At 60.6% G+C, this 16,853-nt stretch carries 18 protein-coding genes; 13 read left to right on the top strand and 5 right to left on the bottom strand.

From position 1 onward, the window contains the following. From BJ928_RS28095 to modC, 5 genes are all read left to right on the top strand, one after another. Entirely contained in the window at positions 1-582 is a 582-nt protein-coding gene (locus tag BJ928_RS28095) for a nicotinate-nucleotide adenylyltransferase (protein WP_245432584.1), read from the top strand. A 54-nt stretch (positions 583-636) separates the two neighbouring features. Next, positions 637-810: a hypothetical protein gene (locus BJ928_RS38930; protein ID WP_156151451.1), complete on the top strand. Its 174-nt coding sequence runs from the start codon at positions 637-639 to the stop codon at positions 808-810. 331 nt (positions 811-1,141) lie between these two features. Then, positions 1,142-1,939 carry a molybdate ABC transporter substrate-binding protein gene (gene modA, locus BJ928_RS28090; RefSeq protein WP_047634060.1) on the top strand — a complete coding sequence of 266 codons (798 nt, stop codon included), beginning with the start codon at positions 1,142-1,144 and terminating at the stop codon, positions 1,937-1,939. A gap of 83 nt (positions 1,940-2,022) precedes the next feature. Then, on the top strand, positions 2,023-2,724 hold the full coding sequence (modB, locus tag BJ928_RS28085) for a molybdate ABC transporter permease subunit (protein WP_047634117.1): 702 nt from the start codon (positions 2,023-2,025) through the stop codon (positions 2,722-2,724). Beyond that, complete coding sequence (gene modC, locus BJ928_RS28080) at positions 2,721-3,794, top strand: molybdenum ABC transporter ATP-binding protein (protein WP_047634059.1); 1,074 nt, start codon at positions 2,721-2,723, stop codon at positions 3,792-3,794. Before modB ends, modC begins: the two co-directional genes overlap by 4 nt. 98 nt (positions 3,795-3,892) lie before the next feature. On the opposite strand, the gene BJ928_RS28075 is transcribed toward modC, so the two are convergent. Further along, a complete protein-coding gene (locus BJ928_RS28075; protein WP_047634058.1) occupies positions 3,893-4,276 on the bottom strand; it encodes a winged helix-turn-helix domain-containing protein in 384 nt (127 codons plus the stop codon). Between the two features lie 189 nt (positions 4,277-4,465). On the opposite strand from BJ928_RS28075, the gene BJ928_RS28070 reads away from it, so the two are divergent. The 7 genes from BJ928_RS28070 to BJ928_RS28040 all read left to right on the top strand — a co-directional run bounded on the left by BJ928_RS28070 (position 4,466) and on the right by BJ928_RS28040 (position 11,007). After that, positions 4,466-4,765, top strand: coding sequence for a DUF1330 domain-containing protein (locus tag BJ928_RS28070; RefSeq protein ID WP_047634057.1), 300 nt, complete (start codon positions 4,466-4,468; stop codon positions 4,763-4,765). A gap of 160 nt (positions 4,766-4,925) precedes the next feature. Beyond that, complete coding sequence (rsfS, locus tag BJ928_RS28065; protein ID WP_047634056.1) at positions 4,926-5,372, top strand: ribosome silencing factor; 447 nt, start codon at positions 4,926-4,928, stop codon at positions 5,370-5,372. A gap of 115 nt (positions 5,373-5,487) precedes the next feature. After that, positions 5,488-5,970 carry a 23S rRNA (pseudouridine(1915)-N(3))-methyltransferase RlmH gene (gene rlmH, locus BJ928_RS28060; protein ID WP_047634055.1) on the top strand — a complete coding sequence of 161 codons (483 nt, stop codon included), beginning with the start codon at positions 5,488-5,490 and terminating at the stop codon, positions 5,968-5,970. Positions 5,971-6,159: 189 nt separating this feature from the next. Then, positions 6,160-7,590 carry a murein hydrolase activator EnvC gene (locus BJ928_RS28055; protein ID WP_047634054.1) on the top strand — a complete coding sequence of 477 codons (1,431 nt, stop codon included), beginning with the start codon at positions 6,160-6,162 and terminating at the stop codon, positions 7,588-7,590. Beyond that, positions 7,580-8,908, top strand: a complete 1,329-nt coding sequence (locus BJ928_RS28050) for a S41 family peptidase (RefSeq protein WP_047634053.1) — start codon at positions 7,580-7,582, stop codon at positions 8,906-8,908. Before BJ928_RS28055 ends, BJ928_RS28050 begins: the two co-directional genes overlap by 11 nt. A 331-nt stretch (positions 8,909-9,239) precedes the next feature. After that, positions 9,240-10,427 (top strand): divergent polysaccharide deacetylase family protein, encoded by a 1,188-nt coding sequence (locus tag BJ928_RS28045; RefSeq protein ID WP_047634052.1) that lies wholly within the window; start codon positions 9,240-9,242, stop codon positions 10,425-10,427. Positions 10,428-10,467: 40 nt separating this feature from the next. After that, entirely contained in the window at positions 10,468-11,007 is a 540-nt protein-coding gene (locus BJ928_RS28040) for an RNA pyrophosphohydrolase (RefSeq protein ID WP_047634051.1), read from the top strand. A gap of 45 nt (positions 11,008-11,052) precedes the next feature. On the opposite strand, the gene bfr is transcribed toward BJ928_RS28040, so the two are convergent. Then, positions 11,053-11,538 carry a bacterioferritin gene (bfr, locus tag BJ928_RS28035; protein WP_047559539.1) on the bottom strand — a complete coding sequence of 162 codons (486 nt, stop codon included), beginning with the start codon at positions 11,536-11,538 and terminating at the stop codon, positions 11,053-11,055. After that, complete coding sequence (locus tag BJ928_RS28030) at positions 11,504-11,764, bottom strand: (2Fe-2S)-binding protein (RefSeq protein WP_245432582.1); 261 nt, start codon at positions 11,762-11,764, stop codon at positions 11,504-11,506. Before BJ928_RS28030 ends, bfr begins: the two co-directional genes overlap by 35 nt. On the opposite strand from BJ928_RS28030, the gene BJ928_RS39435 reads away from it, so the two are divergent. Beyond that, positions 11,654-11,953 (top strand): hypothetical protein, encoded by a 300-nt coding sequence (locus BJ928_RS39435; protein WP_245432580.1) that lies wholly within the window; start codon positions 11,654-11,656, stop codon positions 11,951-11,953. The genes BJ928_RS28030 and BJ928_RS39435 overlap by 111 nt on opposite strands. A 3-nt stretch (positions 11,954-11,956) precedes the next feature. On the opposite strand, the gene BJ928_RS28025 is transcribed toward BJ928_RS39435, so the two are convergent. Beyond that, on the bottom strand, positions 11,957-15,415 hold the full coding sequence (locus BJ928_RS28025; RefSeq protein ID WP_052227827.1) for an error-prone DNA polymerase: 3,459 nt from the start codon (positions 15,413-15,415) through the stop codon (positions 11,957-11,959). Further along, positions 15,412-16,839 carry a DNA polymerase Y family protein gene (locus BJ928_RS28020; RefSeq protein ID WP_047634050.1) on the bottom strand — a complete coding sequence of 476 codons (1,428 nt, stop codon included), beginning with the start codon at positions 16,837-16,839 and terminating at the stop codon, positions 15,412-15,414. Before BJ928_RS28020 ends, BJ928_RS28025 begins: the two co-directional genes overlap by 4 nt. Between the last annotated feature and the right edge of the window lie 14 nt (positions 16,840-16,853).

Below are 16,853 nucleotides of genomic sequence, written 5' to 3'. Positions count from 1 at the left end.
ATGCCCCATGCCGAGCGCGGCATGGTGGTCGGTCTTTTCGGCGGTTCGTTCAACCCGCCGCATCGCGGCCACGCGCTTGTCGCCGAGATCGCCATTCGCCGGCTTGGCCTTGATCAGCTCTGGTGGATGGTAACGCCGGGCAATCCGCTGAAGAACCACAACCATCTGGCGCCGCTCGCCGAGCGCATCGCGCTGAGCGAACAAATGCTTCACGATCCCCGCATCAAGGTGACAGCTTTCGAACAGACGCTGGGCATGAGCTATACGGCCAATACGCTCGCGCATGTGAAGGCGCGCAACAAGCATGTGCATTTCATCTGGATCATGGGCGCCGACAGCCTGAATACGTTTCATCGCTGGCAGAAATGGGAAGAAATCGCTCGCACCTTCCCGATCGCCGTCATCGACCGGCCGGGATCGACGCTCTCCTACCTCTCGGCAAAGATGGCAAAGACATTCCATTATGCCCGCGTCGATGAAGACGACGCGCGTGTGCTCTGGAAGAAGCGTGCGCCGGCCTGGACCTTCATCCATGGACCGCGCTCGGCACTTAGCTCGACCGCCTTGCGCGCCGCACAATAACTAGCTGATTTCTTGAGAAAGTCTGGAAAATAAAAAGCCCGACGCGGGAGGAGGATGCGTCGGGCTTTTGAACCTGATCAGCAACTGGGAGGAGGAGAGTTGCTGATCCATATCGAACGGCATTGGGAGGAGGAGATCGCCGTTTCGATGATTGTGTTTTACCAGATTTTACCGATTGATAAATGGTCGATTGCGCAATGCAGCAATGCGTTGAAAGCATGGCTATGAAAATTTCCTGCCCAAAAAACGCTTCTTTTGCAATTTCGCGGCGTTCGAATTTTCAAGATCGGGATCGAGCGGCTGCAATAAGGGCCGATAATCGCACGGTTCGTAACGTTACGTCTCGTTTCGTGAGCGTTCGCCAATCTATTGGGCGAATCCAGTCATGCATTTTTGTAATGCCCAGCACCCTTCATATGCGCCACGCAACTGAAAATCCATAGAATTCGTGGGGTTACGCGGCGATTTCACGCTATATTTTTGCAAACATATCCCTAGCTAAGTTGCTCGCGCCGTTATATCTGTCGATGCATGTCGACATCTTTGGGGAGAAATTAAGATGGGCACCAGCCGACGCCAATGGATCAAGCTTGCAACTGCCGCAGTGTCAGCCGCGTGGCTTGGCCTTTCGGCAATTCCGACGCCGGCGCTCGCCGCCGACAAGATCGTCGTCTTTGCCGCCGCCAGCATGAAGAACGCGCTCGACAATGCCGACGCCGCCTTCACCAAGGAAACCGGCAAGGAAGTCACCGTCTCCTACGCCGCGAGCGGTCCGCTCGCCAAGCAGCTTGAAAACGGCGCACCGGCAGATGTTTTCATCTCCGCCGACACCAACTGGATGGACTATGTCGCTGGCAAGAAGCTGATCAAGGACGACAGCCGCGTCAATCTTCTCGGCAACAAGCTCGTTTTGGTCGCCGCCAAGGACAAGGCAAAGCCGGTCGAGATCAAGCACGGCTTCGATCTGGCCAAACTCCTCGGCGACGGCCGACTGGCGATCGGCCAGCCGGAATCGGTGCCGGCAGGCAAATACGGCAAGAGCGCGCTGGAAAAGCTCGGCGTCTGGTCGTCGGTCGAAAAGAAGGTTGCCGGCGCTGAAAGCGTGCGCGCAGCCCTCGCGCTGGTTTCGCGCGGCGAAGCCCCTTACGGCATCGTCTATCAGACCGATGTCTCGGCCGATCCGGGTGTTGCCGTCGTCGGCACCTTCCCGGCCGACAGCCACCCGCCGATTGTCTACCCGATCGCCATCACCGCCAGCAGCAAGAACCCCGACGTACAAGCCTATTTCGACTATCTGAAATCGGCTAAGGCTGTTCCATTCTTCGAACATGAGGGTTTCACGGTCCTGAAGCGATAACTATCATCGCGACACATCCGGGATAGGGAAGAACCCAGGCTCGCCGGTTCATGGCGAGCCTGATTTGTTTCGAGAGGCGGGCATTGGACATATTGGGTTTGAGCAGCGACGAATGGACAGCCATTGAGCTGAGCCTGCGCGTGTCCATCGTCGCCATGCTGGTAAGCCTGCCCTTCGGCATCGGCGCCGCCTATCTGCTGGCGCGCGGCCGCTTCTGGGGCAAGTCTATCCTCAATGGCTTCATCCATCTGCCATTGATCCTGCCGCCTGTTGTCACGGGCTTCATCCTTCTCATTCTTTTCGGCCGCAAGGGGCCGATCGGTGCGCTGTTCGAGCAATATCTCGGCCTCGTCTTCTCCTTCCGCTGGACGGGCGCGGCGCTTGCCTGCGGCGTCATGGGCTTTCCGCTGATGGTCAGAAGCATCCGCCTGTCGATCGAGGCAGTCGACCGCAAGCTGGAGGAGGCGGCCGGCACGCTCGGCGCCAGCCCCGTCTGGACCTTCATGACGGTGACCCTGCCGCTGATCCTGCCCGGCATCATTGCCGGCATGATCCTCTCCTTTGCCAAGGCCATGGGCGAATTCGGCGCCACCGTCACCTTCGTCTCCAACATTCCCGGCGAGACGCAGACCTTGTCGTCGGCGATCTACACCTTCACCCAGGTCCCGGGCGGCGATGCCGGCGCCATGCGGCTCACCATCGTCGCCATCATCATTTCCATGGCGGCGCTGCTCGCCTCGGAGTTCCTCGCCTATCTCGCCGGCCGGAGGGTTGATCTCGAATGACGCTCTCGGTCGACATCCGCCACCGCCTCGGCGCCTTTTCGCTGGAAGCCTCCTTTACGTCCGAGGGCGGCGTGACCGCCCTTTTCGGCCGTTCCGGCTCCGGCAAGACATCGATCGTCCGCATCATCGCCGGCCTCATCCGGCCGGATCACGGCCGCGTCAGCCTCGATGACACCGTGCTTGCCGATACCGACAACAAGATCTTCGTGCCGCGTCATCGCCGCCGCTTCGGCTACGTCTTTCAGGAAGCGCGTCTGTTCCCTCATCTTTCGGTGCGGCAGAACCTCAACTACGGCCGCTGGTTCGCCCCCAGAGGCGATCGCAACGAAAGCTTCGACGGCGTCGTCGATCTCCTTGGCATCGGCGCGCTTCTCGATCGCCGGCCGGCGAAACTTTCCGGCGGCGAAAAGCAACGCGTCGCGATCGGCCGCGCCCTGCTCTCTTCACCGCGACTTCTGTTGATGGACGAGCCGCTTGCCGCGCTCGACGAAGCCCGCAAGGCAGAGATCTTGCCCTATCTCGAGCGGCTGCGCGACGAGACGAAGATACCGATCATCTATGTCAGCCACTCCATCGCCGAAGTGGCGCGGCTTGCCAACCGCGTCGTCGTCATGCGCGACGGCAAGGTCGAGACGATCGGCGCTGCCGTCGATATCTTCAGCCAGCTGTCCGGCCCTCTCGCCACCGACCGCCGTGAAGCCGGCGTGCTTCTGGAAGGCCGCGTCGAATCGATGGATGATCGGCATCATCTGACCGTCGTCGCCCTGAAGACGGCAAAACTCTTCGTGCCGGGTCAGGCCGCCGCTGTCGGCAAGACCGTACGCGTCCATATTCCAGCCCGCGACGTCATGCTCGCGACCGCCCGGCCGGAAGGCCTCAGCGCCCTGAACATCCTCGACGGCGAAGTGCTGGGGATCGGCACGGCGACAGACGGAACGACTGAGGTCAGGGTCGATTGCGGCGGCGACATCGTAAGCGCCCGCATCACGCAATTTTCGGCCGAGCGGATGGGGCTGCGGATCGGTCTGCCGATCCATGCGGTCATCAAGACCGTGGCACTGGAGCATTGAAGCAAGTCCAGGAAAAGAGCCTGGCGGCTTTGCGTCCGGAATTGCGTAAAAACAAAAGCATCGAGCGTTTTCGCAATTGGCGGAAAGGCTCGGGCCGGTCAGGCTTTCTTGGACGCGGTGTCCGCCGGGTTACGATTAATCTCGAGCCAGCTCAGATCGTCGGCGATCGCCGTGCGCAGCGTCGTTTCCATACCGCGGAAACGCCGCAGCAGTTCCTCGCCGAAAGGTGTCAGAGCCGCTCCGCCGCCCTTCTGGCCGCCGCGTTGCGATTCCACCACCGGCTCGCGGAACATGTGGTTCAATTCGCTGATGAGCAGCCAGGCCCGGCGATAGGACATGTCCATGGCGCGGCCAGCAGCCGAAATCGAGCCGGTCTCCTGAATATGTTCGAGAAGCTCCATCTTGCCGCGCCCGAGCCGGTCCTGCCCCGAAAAACTGATACGGAGGATGGGCTTCAACGATGGCTGCGGAGCATCTGTCATGGCATCTGTAACGTTTGAGGTCTCCGTAGTGTATATGCGGTCTTCATGCGGCTGTACATGCCGATGGGAAATGGACAAGCGGTTGAGTCCGCCTATCCGATCTCAATGTCAGAAAGCCTTCGCGTGCCGGGCAGGAACCGCACGGGCCCAGGATCTCACAACCCGGATATCAGGGAGATTTCAGACACCATGCCGGCCTATATCATTTCCGATATCACCGTCAGGGATGCAGAAGCGTTCCAGACCTACCGAACCCGCGCAGCCGCCTCCATCGCCCATCATGGTGGGCATTATCTCGTCCGCGGCGGCCCGATCGAAAGACTGGAGGGCGGCTGGTCGCCGCGAATGATCGTGATCGTCGAGTTTCCGGACTTGGAACGGGCGAGGGCCTGGTATCGCTCGCCGGAATATGCGCATGCCCTCGAGGTGCGCGATCATGCCCTTAGCCGCAACCTCATTCTCGTCGACGGAGTGAGCCCGGAAGGCTGATTCCCGGCCTTTTTCGACGGATGTTCACCTATATCTGGTGCAAAAGAGCCCTGTTCAGGCACAAATCCTTGTCCTGAACGCTCGAAGTTGGACGTCTGCGTCTTGAAACCTTAATGCTTTGATGCCTATCTTTGTAGCGTGATCGACTCAGATCATTTATGTGCATGTTCTGTTACTCAAGGAAGGAAGAGCACTGACAACAGTACACGCCAAGGGAAGAACGCCTGTCGTTATCCCGAAGAGCACGGAACGTGGCGCCGATGCCGCTGCCCGCGCCCTGCAAGCCGTCCTCGCAAGCCTCGAGGACTCCAAGGCCGAAAATATCGTCACCATCGACATTGCTGGCAAGTCTGCGCTGGGAGACTACATGGTCGTCGTCTCCGGCCGATCGAACCGCCATGTCCTGGCGATTGCCGACCATCTCATGACCGATCTCAAGGACGAGGGCTTCGGCAATGCCCGCGTCGAAGGTCTCGATGGCGGCGACTGGGTGTTGATCGACACCGGCGACATCATCGTTCATGTCTTCAGACCCGAGATTCGCGAGTTCTACAACATCGAAAAGATGTGGGCAGCACCCGATCTCGATGAAGGCAGGCTGCACTAACGGACCCCAGGAACGCTTTCCCGGCTCGGTTCGCAGCTTTTGATCGCCGGAGATGAACCTCCGGCAAGAGTTTCGTTTTGTGCCGCTATGACGGCGGATGTGCGTGGGAGCGGGAATGCGGATAGGTCTTTTTGCGGTGGGACGGCTGAAAGCCGGCCCGGAAAAGGATCTTGCGGCTCGTTATCTCGACCGTTTCGCCAAGGCCGGACCAGCTATCGGCCTGGAAATGGCGCGCATGACCGAGGTTGCCGAAAGCCGTGCCTCCAATAGCGAGACCCGCAAGCGCGAAGAGGCGGGTCTCTTGCAAAAGGCGCATCCGGAAGGCGGCGTCCTCATCCTTCTCGACGAACGCGGCAAGGCGCTCGACAGCGAAGCCTTCGCCGCCATGCTCGGCACATACCGCGATCAGGGCAAGCGCGACCTGACGATCGCGATCGGCGGCGCCGACGGTCTCGACCCGGCGCTTTACGACAAGGCCGACATGACCATTTGCCTCGGCAAGCTCACCTGGCCGCACCAGCTGGTGCGCATCCTCATCGCCGAACAGCTCTACCGGGCCGTGACCATCCTCTCCGGTCACCCCTACCATCGGGTGTGAGCGCCTATCCCGGCTTCGAAAACAGTTTGGCTTTCGATGTTTTTGCGTTAACGAAACGCTCACACAGGCGTGTTTTGATTCCCGCCCTGAAAATGACGATGCTTCCTAGCTGATCGCGGCAAATCAGCTTATTTTCGCGCGATCCGAAGGGACCAGGCCCGAACCGACTGGATGAGAAAAGCCCCGCCCATGCTTTCGCGTCTCATGCTGCCAGCCTTGGCGGCATCTCTCGGCGTGGGCGTTTATATGGCAGGCCCTTTCTCGCAGCGGGACGTTGCCATCGCCCAGGAAGCCGATGCCGCCGCACCGCAAGCGCCCGACGACCGCCCTTCCGCGACGACGCCGGCTCAACAGGCGCCCGATCCGGCGGCGGACCTCGCCCGCAAGCGCGACGAAACCCGCGCGCAACTCGATGCGCTTTCGAAGACGATCAGCCTCTCCTCCGACAAGACCAAGGAGCTGGAAGACAGTATCGCCTCGCTCGACAAGAGCACGGCCAGCCTACGCCAGGCGCTGATCGACAGCGCCGCCCGCCGCAAGGATCTCGACCGCAAGATCCAGCAAAGCGAAAAGACGCTGACGGATCTCGCCGTCAAGGAAGACAAGATCCGTGCGTCGCTGCACGACCGTCGCGCTCTGCTGGCCGAAGTTCTGGGCGCGCTCGAGCGCATGGGACGCAATCCGCCGCCGGCGCTGCTGGTGACGCCGGACGATGCGCTTGCCTCGGTGCGCAGCGCCATCCTTCTCGGCGCCGTGGTGCCCGGAATGCGCAAGGAGACGGACAAGCTCATCGCCGATCTCACGGATCTCAGCAAGCTGCAGGCCGATGCGACGGCCGAAAAGGCCAGCTTCACCACCACCATGACCAACAGTCTGGAGGAGGAGCGGCGCATGGACCTGCTGATCGCCGAGAACGACAAGCACGGCAGGGAGAATGCCGATCAACTCGACGCGGAACGCAAGCGCGCCGAAGAGCTGGCGGGCCAGGCGACCAGCCTCGAAGGGCTCGTCGCCTCTCTCGAAAGCCAGATCGGCTCGGTGCGCGATGCCGCCGCCGCTGCCCGTGCGGAAGAGGCGCGCCGGGCGCAGATGACCGAGCAGCAGCGCGAGCAGGCCAAAGCCCTTGCAGAGAACGGCGTGCCCGATAAAAACCGCATTACGCCCGCATATCCCTTTTCAGACCTGAAGAAGAAGTTGGAGCTGCCCGTGGCGGGCGATATTCTCCGCCAGTTCGGCGACGACGACGGCACCGACCACACCGCGATGGGATTGACCGTTGCGACCGGCCCGGATGCGCTTGTCACGGCTCCCGCCGACGGCACGGTCGTCTATGCCGGCGCGTTTCGCAGCTACGGACAGATGATCATCCTGGATACGGGCGACGGCTATCACATGGTGCTGTCGGGCATGGACGCGATCAAGACGCGCCCTGGCAGATTTGTGTTTGCTGGCGAGCCGCTGGCCACCATGGGCCAAAAAAGAGTCGCGAGCGCGACCGCATTGGCGCTGGAAACGGATCGGCCAACGCTTTACATTGAATTCCGAAAAGATGGAAAACCGGTCGATTCTCGGCCCTGGTGGACCTCCAAAGACACTGGAAAGGCACGCAATGATACGTAGGGCTTCTCTTGTTCTCGTCGGCGCATTGATGGGTGCGACCGCGATGGGCGTTATCTACTCGGCGGTCGCGCCGGCGGAAGCCGCAGGCACTTCCACCTACAAGGAGTTGTCGATTTTCGGCGACGTCTTTGAGCGCGTCCGCGCGCAGTATGTGACGCCGCCGCAGGAAGACAAGCTCATCGAAGCCGCCATCAACGGCATGCTGTCTTCGCTGGACCCCCATTCGAGCTACATGAACGCCAAGGATGCTGAAGACATGCGCACCCAGACGAAGGGTGAGTTCGGCGGCCTTGGCATCGAAGTGACGATGGACAATGACCTCGTCAAGGTCATCACCCCGATCGACGATACGCCGGCCGCCAAGGCCGGCGTCCTGGCTGGCGACTATATCACCGCGATCGACGGCCAGTCGGTTCGCGGCCTGAAGCTGGAAGACGCCGTCAACAAGATGAAGGGCGCGGTGAAGACCCCGGTCAAGCTGACCCTGATGCGCAAGGGCGTCGACAAGCCGATCGAAATCACCGTCATCCGCGACATCATCGCGATCGCCGCCGTCAAGTCGCGCGAGGAAGGCGGCGATGTCGGCTATATCCGCATCATCTCCTTCACGGAAAAGACGACGCCGGACCTCGAAGCCGCGATCGCCAAGATCAAGAAGGATATTCCGGCCGACAAGCTGAAGGGCTACGTTCTTGACCTGCGCCTCAACCCGGGCGGTCTGCTCGACCAGGCGATCAACGTCGCCGACGACGTGCTCGAACGCGGCGAGATCGTGTCGACCCGCGGCCGCAACCCGGACGAAACCCGCCGCTTCAACGCGACCCCGGGCGATCTGACGGACGGTAAGCCGATCATCGTGCTCATCAACGGCGGCTCGGCTTCGGCTTCGGAAATCGTCGCAGGCGCCCTCCAGGATCTGCGTCGCGCCACCGTTCTCGGCACTCAGTCCTTCGGCAAGGGCTCCGTTCAGACGATCATCCCGCTGGGTGACGGCAACGGCGCGCTGCGCCTGACGACGGCGCTCTATTACACGCCATCGGGCCGCTCGATCCAGGGCACCGGCATCACGCCGGACATCAAGGTCGACCAGCCGCTGCCGGATGATCTGAAGGGCAAGCTGACATCGGAAGGCGAATCCAGCCTGCCGGGCCACATCAAGGGCCAGAGCGAGACCGACAAGGGCTCCGGCTCTTCGGCCTACGTGCCGCCGGACCCGAAGGACGACATCCAGCTCAACTACGCGCTCGACCTGCTGCGCGGCGCGAAGACGGACCCGGCCTTCCCGCCGAACCCCGAAAAGGCAGTTTCTTCCAAGTAAGGAGATCGCGCCGGGCTGGAAACAGACCCGGCGCTTTCATAAGGAGGAAACGGGCATAAGAAGGGAGCGGGATGGCACGCGTCGTTCCGCTCTCCGCAGCCGAATGAATTCGGCCATGTTCAAAACGGTTTCGTTGATGTTTTGGAGCATTTCCGGGAAAGGCGGACAACGCTTTTCCGTCCGAAATGCTTGAAGAAAAGAGGGCGTTTTCGCAATTCGAGAAAAAGGCGGAAATGCTCGGGCATTTTGACTGCCGTGGGCATTTTTCCGTTCCTTTACGAACGCTATACTCGCTGTCGATACGATTTTCCGCTTGGGGTGGATTGGAACTTTGGGAACGGATTTGCATGCACCGTTGGGACAGAATCGCGGCCCCGGCCGCCGCCGGCGCTCAATCCCCGTTGGACGCATCCTTGGCGGCTTCTGTCTGATCGCAGTCGCTGGCTTTTCTCTTTATTCGGCGCTTCTGCGCGATCATCTGCAAAAGACCCAGCCGGTCGAGACGGCAAAAAAGGAAGAGGCTCCGCCGCCGCCGGCTGACGCGAAGCCGGCTGCAAACGCCCAGGCGGGCTTGACGCATGTCGGCCCCCAATCCGGCGCCAATACCACGCGCATCGTCACCGGCGACGGTTCCGTCGTGACCATGTTCAGCCCCAGCAACCGCGACGGCAGCGGCCCGGTCCTGATCAACGCCAATCAGGTGGGTCAGGACCCGCGCATGGCGGCAACGCCGAATGACAGCCTGCTCGAAGATTCGCCGTTCGGCAAACTGCCGATTATCGGACCGAGCGGCCTGCGTCCGATGGATCAATATGCCCGGCCCTGGTCTGGCGCCCGCGGCACCCGCATTGCCATCGTCGTCAGCGGCCTTGGCCTTAGCCAGACCGGCACGCAGCGCGCCATCGAGAAGTTGCCGGAGGAAATCACGCTCGCTTTCGCCGTCAGCGGCAACAGCCTGCAGCGCTGGATGCAGGAGGCGCGCCGCGGCGGCCACGAGATCCTCATCCAGGTGCCGTTCGAGCCTTTCGACTATCCCAGCAACAATCCCGGCCCGGATACGCTGCTGACGTCGCTTTCGGCGGCGAAGAACATCGACAACCTGCACAAGGCCATGGGTAAGATCACCAATTATACCGGCGTGATGAATTATCTCGGCGGCCGCTTCCTTGCCAATCCCGGCGCCATGGAACCCGTGCTGCGCGATATCGGCAAGCGCGGTCTGCTGTTCCTGGATGATGGTTCTTCAGCGCAATCGAAATCCGGAATGCTCGCCAAGACGCTGGAGGTGCCGCACGCCTTTGCCGACATCCAGCTCGACGGGGAACTGCAGCAGGACGCGATCCTCCGGAAGCTCGACGAGCTTGAGCGCATCGCCCGCCGCAACGGCTCCGCGATCGGCGTCGCTTCCGCCTTCGACGAAAGCGTCGACGCCATCAGCAAATGGAGCGAGGAGGCCGCCATGCGCGGCATTGAAATCGTTGCCGTCTCGGCGCTTGCCGACGACCCGAAACATCCGTGATCCCCGGCCCGATCCCTGGGCCCGACTGCTGGAGAGAGAAATGAGCACGCCCCACGCGCCCGTGAGAGCCGAAGACCTGCCCTACCGCCCCTGTGTCGGCATCATGATCCTGAACCGCGACGGCCTGGTCTGGGCCGGCCGCCGCATCCCTGACGGCAATTCCGAATATGACGGTTCGCCGCAGCTCTGGCAGATGCCGCAGGGCGGCATAGACGAGGGCGAGGACCCATTGAAAGCCGCCTATCGCGAGCTTTACGAGGAAACGGGCATGAAAACCGTGACCCTGATGGCGGAAGCAAAGGACTGGATCAACTACGATCTGCCGCCGCAGCTGATCGGCATCGGCCTCAAGGGAAAATATCGCGGCCAGACGCAACGCTGGTTCGCCTTCCGCTTCGACGGCAATGAAAGCGAGATCGCCATCAATCCACCGCCCGGCGGCCATGAAGCGGAATTCGATGCCTGGGGATGGAAGCCGATGGCCGAACTTCCCGGATTGATAGTCGCCTTCAAGCGATCGGTCTACGAGCAGGTCGTTGCGGAATTCAGCCACCTGGCCGGCCTGAAGGCCGAAGACTGAATGAAGAAAACCGGCCGCTTTGCGGCCGGTTTCGCAAGATGTCGATTATTCCGCAGAATCGGCGGAGTCGGCGTTGAGCTGGCCGTATTTGGCTTCGCCGATCTTTCCGAGCAGTTCGAGCTGGGTTTCGAGGAAGTCGATATGGCCTTCCTCATCCATCAGCAGCTCTTCGAACAGCTTCATGGAAACATAATCGCCGGCATCATGACAGATATCGCGCGACTTCTTGTAGGCCGTGCGGGCGTCGTATTCGCCGGCAAGATCGGCTTCCAGCACTTCCTTGACGTTCTGGCCGATGCGCAGCGGCGCCAGCGTCTGCAGGTTGGGATGACCTTCAAGGAAAATGATGCGGGCGACGAGACGATCGGCGTGCTGCATCTCCTCGATGGACTCAGCACGCTCCTTCTTGGCGAGCTTGGTGTAGCCCCAATCTTCGAGGAGTCGATAATGAACCCAATACTGATTGACTGCGCCAAGCTCGAGGAACAGTGCCTCGTTAAGCCGCTCGATGACTTTTTTGTCGCCTTTCAATGTCCGCTCTCCTGTTGTCTTCATGGAATTTCTTCAGGCGGGACATGAAATCAAAAATTTCGGCTTCCGTCGAGTGGCGACGGGCATGATACTCTTCGGTTGTCTGTATAATGATATCAACAACATTCGGGAAACAGCCGCAGCAACGGCCGCGTTTCTCCATGGCGTGATAAACCTTGGCGGGAACTATGAGCTGCCAACAGTCCCGATCGAGGAGTTCGGTGATGACCTCCCGGATTTCTTTGTCGGTGATGTAATTACAACTGCAAACCAGCATTCTTCGCTCAGCCCGTCAAACATGACATCCGCTGTCTTGTTATCTGCTAAAGAAGACGCCCTTTGTCAAGAAAGAAACGATTCGAATGAATCCGCCGGCAAGGCCGGCGGCCACTTGCTCCAAGTTACGGCACCCTGAATCTCAATGAAAATTGCGCCCTCTCGGCATGACTCTTGCCGTTTCCGCGCTATTGCTGCGGCCTTCCGCCGCTGCCACGGGTCCACGCGGCGGCTGAGCAGACTTCTTCTGCCTGTGATCCATCGTCGGCCGCAGCGTCTCATCCGCCCGGTCGCTCACGCCGAAGCGCCGTGCCTCGCGTTGGAGAATGCCGAGTGCGGGTGTCATGTCCTCGATATGATCGACCACCACATGAATGACGCCGCTTTCGCTCTGCAGACGTCCGCGGATCTTCACCAGCCGCGCGCCCATGACGATGGCCCGGTATTTTTCGAATTTTTTCCGCCAGACGATCGCGTTGGCCACACCGGTTTCGTCCTCCAAAGTCATGAAAATCACGCCCTTGGCCGAACCCGGCCGCTGGCGCACCAGCACCAGCCCGGCGATCGTCACCATCCGGCCACTGGCGATGCCGGGCAGATCCCGGCTCCGCACAATGCCCTGCCGCGCGAAATCGTCACGCAGGAAAGATACCGGATGCGCCTTCAGGGATAGCGACAGATAGCGATAATCCTCGATGACCTGTTCGCCGGGCAGCATTTCCGGCAGCGAAACGGTGGGCTCGACCTGCAGCTCCGCATGGTCGCCGAGATCGAAGAGGGGAAGCTTTTCGGCGGCACTGCCAGCATCGAGCGCCCGCACGGCCCAAAGCGCGTCGCGCCGGCTAAGGCCGATGGAGCCGAACGCATCCGCATCCGCCAGACGCTCGATCTGCGCCTTGGCAAGCCCGGATCGCAGCCAGAGATCGCGCACGGACCGATAGCCATCACCACGGTGCTTGACGAGCTGCTCTATCTCATCCTCGGATAGGCCCTTGACCTGCCGGAAGCCGAGACGGACCGCGCATTGCGTTTTGATATCGTCGTGCATCGAGGCATGCCGCCGGTCGATTGCGCCTGGATCGAAGCGCGCCTTTTCCAGCAGACAATCCCAGCTGGAATGATTGACATCCACCGGCCGAACCTCGACGCCATGCTCGCGCGCATCGCGCACCAGCTGCGCCGGCGCATAGAAGCCCATAGGCTGGGCATTGAGGATCGCCGCGCAGAAGACATCGGGATAATAGGCCTTGAGCCAGGAGGAGGCATAGACGAGCAAGGCAAAGGACGCCGCATGGCTTTCGGGAAAGCCGTATTCGCCAAAACCTTCGATCTGGCTGAAACAGCGCTCGGCAAAGTCTCGAGGATAACCGTTCGCGACCATACCCGAAACCATGTCCTGCTTGAATTCGTCAACCTTCCCTGTCCGTTTGAACGTCGCCATGGATCGGCGTAATCTATCGGCCTTCGCCGCCGAGAATCCGGCTGCCGTAATCGCAATCTGCATCGCCTGTTCCTGAAACAGCGGAACCCCTAATGTTCGCTCCAAGACAGCCTTTAATTCCGGACGGTGATATTCGATCGGCCGGTTATGAAGATCGTCATCCCGCCGCTTGAGGTAAGGATGAACCATGTCGCCTTGGATGGGACCAGGTCGGACAATCGCTACCTCAATGACCAGATCGTAGAATTTGCGAGGACGGAGACGCGGCAGCATGCTCATCTGCGCCCGACTCTCAATCTGGAAGACGCCGACCGTGTCGGCGCGACAGATCATGTCATAGACCGGTATACGATCGGGATATTCGCCGCTACCAAGATCGGCGAGCTCTTTCTTCACGTCGTAATGTAGGAGCAGCAGATCGAAAGCCTTGGCGAGACAGGTCAGCATGCCGAGAGCCAGGACATCGATCTTTAATATATTGAGATTGTCGAGATCGTCCTTGTTCCATTCGATCATGTAGCGATCCTTCATCGCCGTGTACATGATCGGCACCACCTCATCCAATCTATCTCTGGTAATAACGAAACCACCAACATGCTGGGTCAGATGCCGTGGAAAACCCATCAGTGTGGTGGCATACAAAAGAATACGTTCCGTCGTCTTGTTCTTAAGATCAAGGCCGGCGAGCCTGGCCTCGCGATCAGACAATTTTTCCGTCGACCAACCCCAAACGCCGCTCGCAAGAGCGGATTGTACATCCTCTGACATGCCGAAGGCCTTCGCCACTTCACGCCCGGCTGAGCGCGCACGATAACTGGTGACTGCCGCCGTCAATCCCGCATGCTCCATCTTGTAATGATCATAAATGAACTTGATGACCTGATCGCGTTTTTCATGCTCGAAATCGACATCGATATCAGGCGGCTCTTCCCGGTCTGTGGAGATGAAGCGCTCGAAGAGCAAGCTCGTTATTTCAGGGTTGACCTCGGTAATCCGGAGACAATAGCAGACCGTCGAATTGGCGGCCGATCCCCTTCCCTGACAAAGGATATTCTCGCTACGGGCAAACTCCATGATCCGGTGCACCGTCAGGAAATAAGGCTCATATTGCCGCTCATGAATGAGCTTGAGTTCATGCTCGATCTGCATCGAGACCTTTTCGGGGATCTTTTCAGGGAAGCGCCATCTCGCCCCCTCCCACGTCAGTCGCTCCAGCGTTTCCGAAACGGTCTCACCCTTGGTGCTTTCATCAGGATAGTTATGCTTCAGCTCATCCAGCGAAAAAGACAGCCGGCTAAAAAACTTCTGCGTATTGGCGATGGCCTTCGGATAATCCCGGAAGAGACGCGCCATTTCCGCAGCGTCCTTCATATAGCGTTCGGCATTGGCCGCCAGTCTGAAGCCGGCTTCAGTGATCGGCACGTGCTCGCGGATCGAAATGACGATATCGGCAAGTGGCTTGCGTTCGGTCGCGTGATAGAGCGGCTGGTTGCTGGCGATCGGCCGCACGCCGTTGCGCTGTGCGATAATGGAAAGCGTGGCAAAGACCATCCGGTCCCGCCCGTCGTAGGCCGGCGACAGGACCATATGGAGTTTTCTGCCGAAACGCATCCATAGCCGCTTCAGGCACTCCTCCAGCCTTACCTGCCCCTCCGGCATCTCGACACTCTCAGCATCGGGAATGAGCGCCAGCATCATCTCGTCACCCCATTCCACGAGGTCGCTTTCATGAAGGATGCATACGCCTTTCTCGCCGCGCAGATTACCGGCGCTCAGCAACCGGCAGAGATGCGCCCAGCCCTTGCGGTTCTGCGGATAGGCAAGAATATCGGGCGTGCCGTCCGAAAACACTAGACGGGCGCCAGGCTGGAAACGAACCGGCTTCAAGAACGGCTCCGCCGGCTTACCCTGGGCTCGAAGCACAAGGTTTTCCTTGATGACATCATCATATTTCGCCTGGAGAAGCTTGGTATGCGCATGCGCCTTGACGACGCCGGCCACCGAATTACGGTCGGCAATGCCAAATCCGGACAATTTCAGGAGGGCAGCCTGTGCCACCATCTCCTCCGGATGCGAGGCCCCTTCGAGAAAAGAGAAGTTCGTTCTCACTCCGATCTCGCAGAAGGGCAGGGGGTCGTGAAAGCTCGGGCGCGCGTTCATGCGAAGACCCCATGCATATACCAATCCGGCGCCGTGCCGCCTCGACCATAGAGCCCCTTGCGAAACAGCCAGAAACGATGGCCTTCCTCGTCCTCGATTTGGAAATAATCGCGGGCAGGCTCTTCCTTTTCCGTGAGCCACCATTCTGCCGAAAGCCGCTCCGGCCCTTCGGCCCGGCTGACCCGATGCATGACCCGCCGCCAGCGAAACTGCCGGGGCGGGCCATCAGGCACTTCGGCGGCAATGGTTTCGACCAGCTCCGGCATGCGAAACAGCCGTAGCGGTCGCTCGCCGCGGAAGAAGCCGGACCCCGCATCCTCGTTGCCCGTGCGCCGCTTCGAAGCGAGGATAGCCATGGCCGGCAGCGGCCGCACGGCACGCTCGGGGATATGGCTCTGCCGCAGTTCGAACCCTTGCAGGCAATCCGGCCCCAGCCGTGCGGCCACCCGGTCGACAAAGGCCGAGAGCGAGCCATCCTGGCGGTTCTCTCCGATGAAATCGCCTTGCGCTGCATCGAAAGGCGCATGCTGCAGCACATTGAGGCGGACTATCTCGAAACCGTAGCCGACATCGAGGTCATCATGAATGGCGGTAAAGCGCTCCGTGAACAGGCTTGAAATCCGGCTCGGCTCCCGCAACGGCTGCGATGCGCCGGCGGCAATGCGGAAGACCGCACCATCCACCCGGAAGAGCAGAAGCTCGAAGGAACGGCCGCCGACACCCCGCGCTTCCAGCCCCGGCTTCAACGTTTCGGCGAGCTGCCGGGCGAGTTCCAGAAGATCGGCTTCCGCCTGCACCGGTTCGGCCACCCGGCGCTCGGCCGACAATTGCGCGACCGGGCGACGCGGCGAGATCGGCTCCTCGACAAGGCCGACGGCCTGATCGAGCCGCAGCAGCAACTGCGCACCGAAACGGCGGGCAAGCGGCGCGCGCGGCGCGGCCAGAAGATCGCCCACCTGCTTCAGGCCCATCTTCTGCAGGGCCGCAACCGTTTCCTCCCCGAGCCGCAAGGACACGACAGGCAGCGGCGCCAAGGCTTCCTCCATGGCTTCGGGAGGAACGATGCGGCTGTCGTCAAAGCGAGCGACGGCCCAGGACAGGCCAGACGCGGAGGAAATGGCGCCGCGCACATCGAGCCCCAGCCGGGAAATCCGGATCAGGATGTCCTCGAGCAGCGCCTCCTCGCCGCCGAAAAGATGGGCACAGCCTGTAATATCGAGAAACAGGCCATCCTTGCCATCGATCGCCACCAGCGGCGTATAGCGGTCGCACCAGTCGGCGATCGCTTCCAGAAGCTTACGGTCCGCCGCCGGGTCCTCCTCGACCACATCGAGATTGGGGCAGATTGCCTTGGCCTCCGCCACGCCCTGACCCGGCTTCAGGCCGATCATTTCAGCCCGCTCGTTGAGCGCGGTCAGTCGCATGGCATTGTTGAGCT

The organism is Rhizobium sp. WW_1, from assembly GCF_003610155.1.
In the GTDB taxonomy this organism is placed as follows: Bacteria; Pseudomonadota; Alphaproteobacteria; order Rhizobiales; family Rhizobiaceae; genus Rhizobium; species Rhizobium tropici_A.
This window is presented reverse-complemented; position numbering and strand designations above follow the sequence as displayed.

Excerpts from the sequence above, each read along its gene's own strand:
- BJ928_RS28095 (WP_245432584.1), top strand. The coding sequence starts at position 1 with ATGCCCCATGCCGAGCGCGGCATGGTGGTCGGTCTTTTCGGCGGTTCG.
- BJ928_RS38930 (WP_156151451.1), top strand. The coding sequence starts at position 637 with ATGCGTCGGGCTTTTGAACCTGATCAGCAACTGGGAGGAGGAGAGTTG.
- modA (WP_047634060.1), top strand. The coding sequence starts at position 1,142 with ATGGGCACCAGCCGACGCCAATGGATCAAGCTTGCAACTGCCGCAGTG.
- modC (WP_047634059.1), top strand. The coding sequence starts at position 2,721 with ATGACGCTCTCGGTCGACATCCGCCACCGCCTCGGCGCCTTTTCGCTG.
- BJ928_RS28075 (WP_047634058.1), bottom strand. The coding sequence starts at position 4,276 with ATGACAGATGCTCCGCAGCCATCGTTGAAGCCCATCCTCCGTATCAGT.
- BJ928_RS28070 (WP_047634057.1), top strand. The coding sequence starts at position 4,466 with ATGCCGGCCTATATCATTTCCGATATCACCGTCAGGGATGCAGAAGCG.
- rlmH (WP_047634055.1), top strand. The coding sequence starts at position 5,488 with ATGCGGATAGGTCTTTTTGCGGTGGGACGGCTGAAAGCCGGCCCGGAA.
- BJ928_RS28055 (WP_047634054.1), top strand. The coding sequence starts at position 6,160 with ATGCTTTCGCGTCTCATGCTGCCAGCCTTGGCGGCATCTCTCGGCGTG.
- BJ928_RS28050 (WP_047634053.1), top strand. The coding sequence starts at position 7,580 with ATGATACGTAGGGCTTCTCTTGTTCTCGTCGGCGCATTGATGGGTGCG.
- BJ928_RS28040 (WP_047634051.1), top strand. The coding sequence starts at position 10,468 with ATGAGCACGCCCCACGCGCCCGTGAGAGCCGAAGACCTGCCCTACCGC.
- BJ928_RS28025 (WP_052227827.1), bottom strand. The coding sequence starts at position 15,415 with ATGAACGCGCGCCCGAGCTTTCACGACCCCCTGCCCTTCTGCGAGATC.
- BJ928_RS28020 (WP_047634050.1), bottom strand. The coding sequence starts at position 16,839 with ATGCGACTGACCGCGCTCAACGAGCGGGCTGAAATGATCGGCCTGAAG.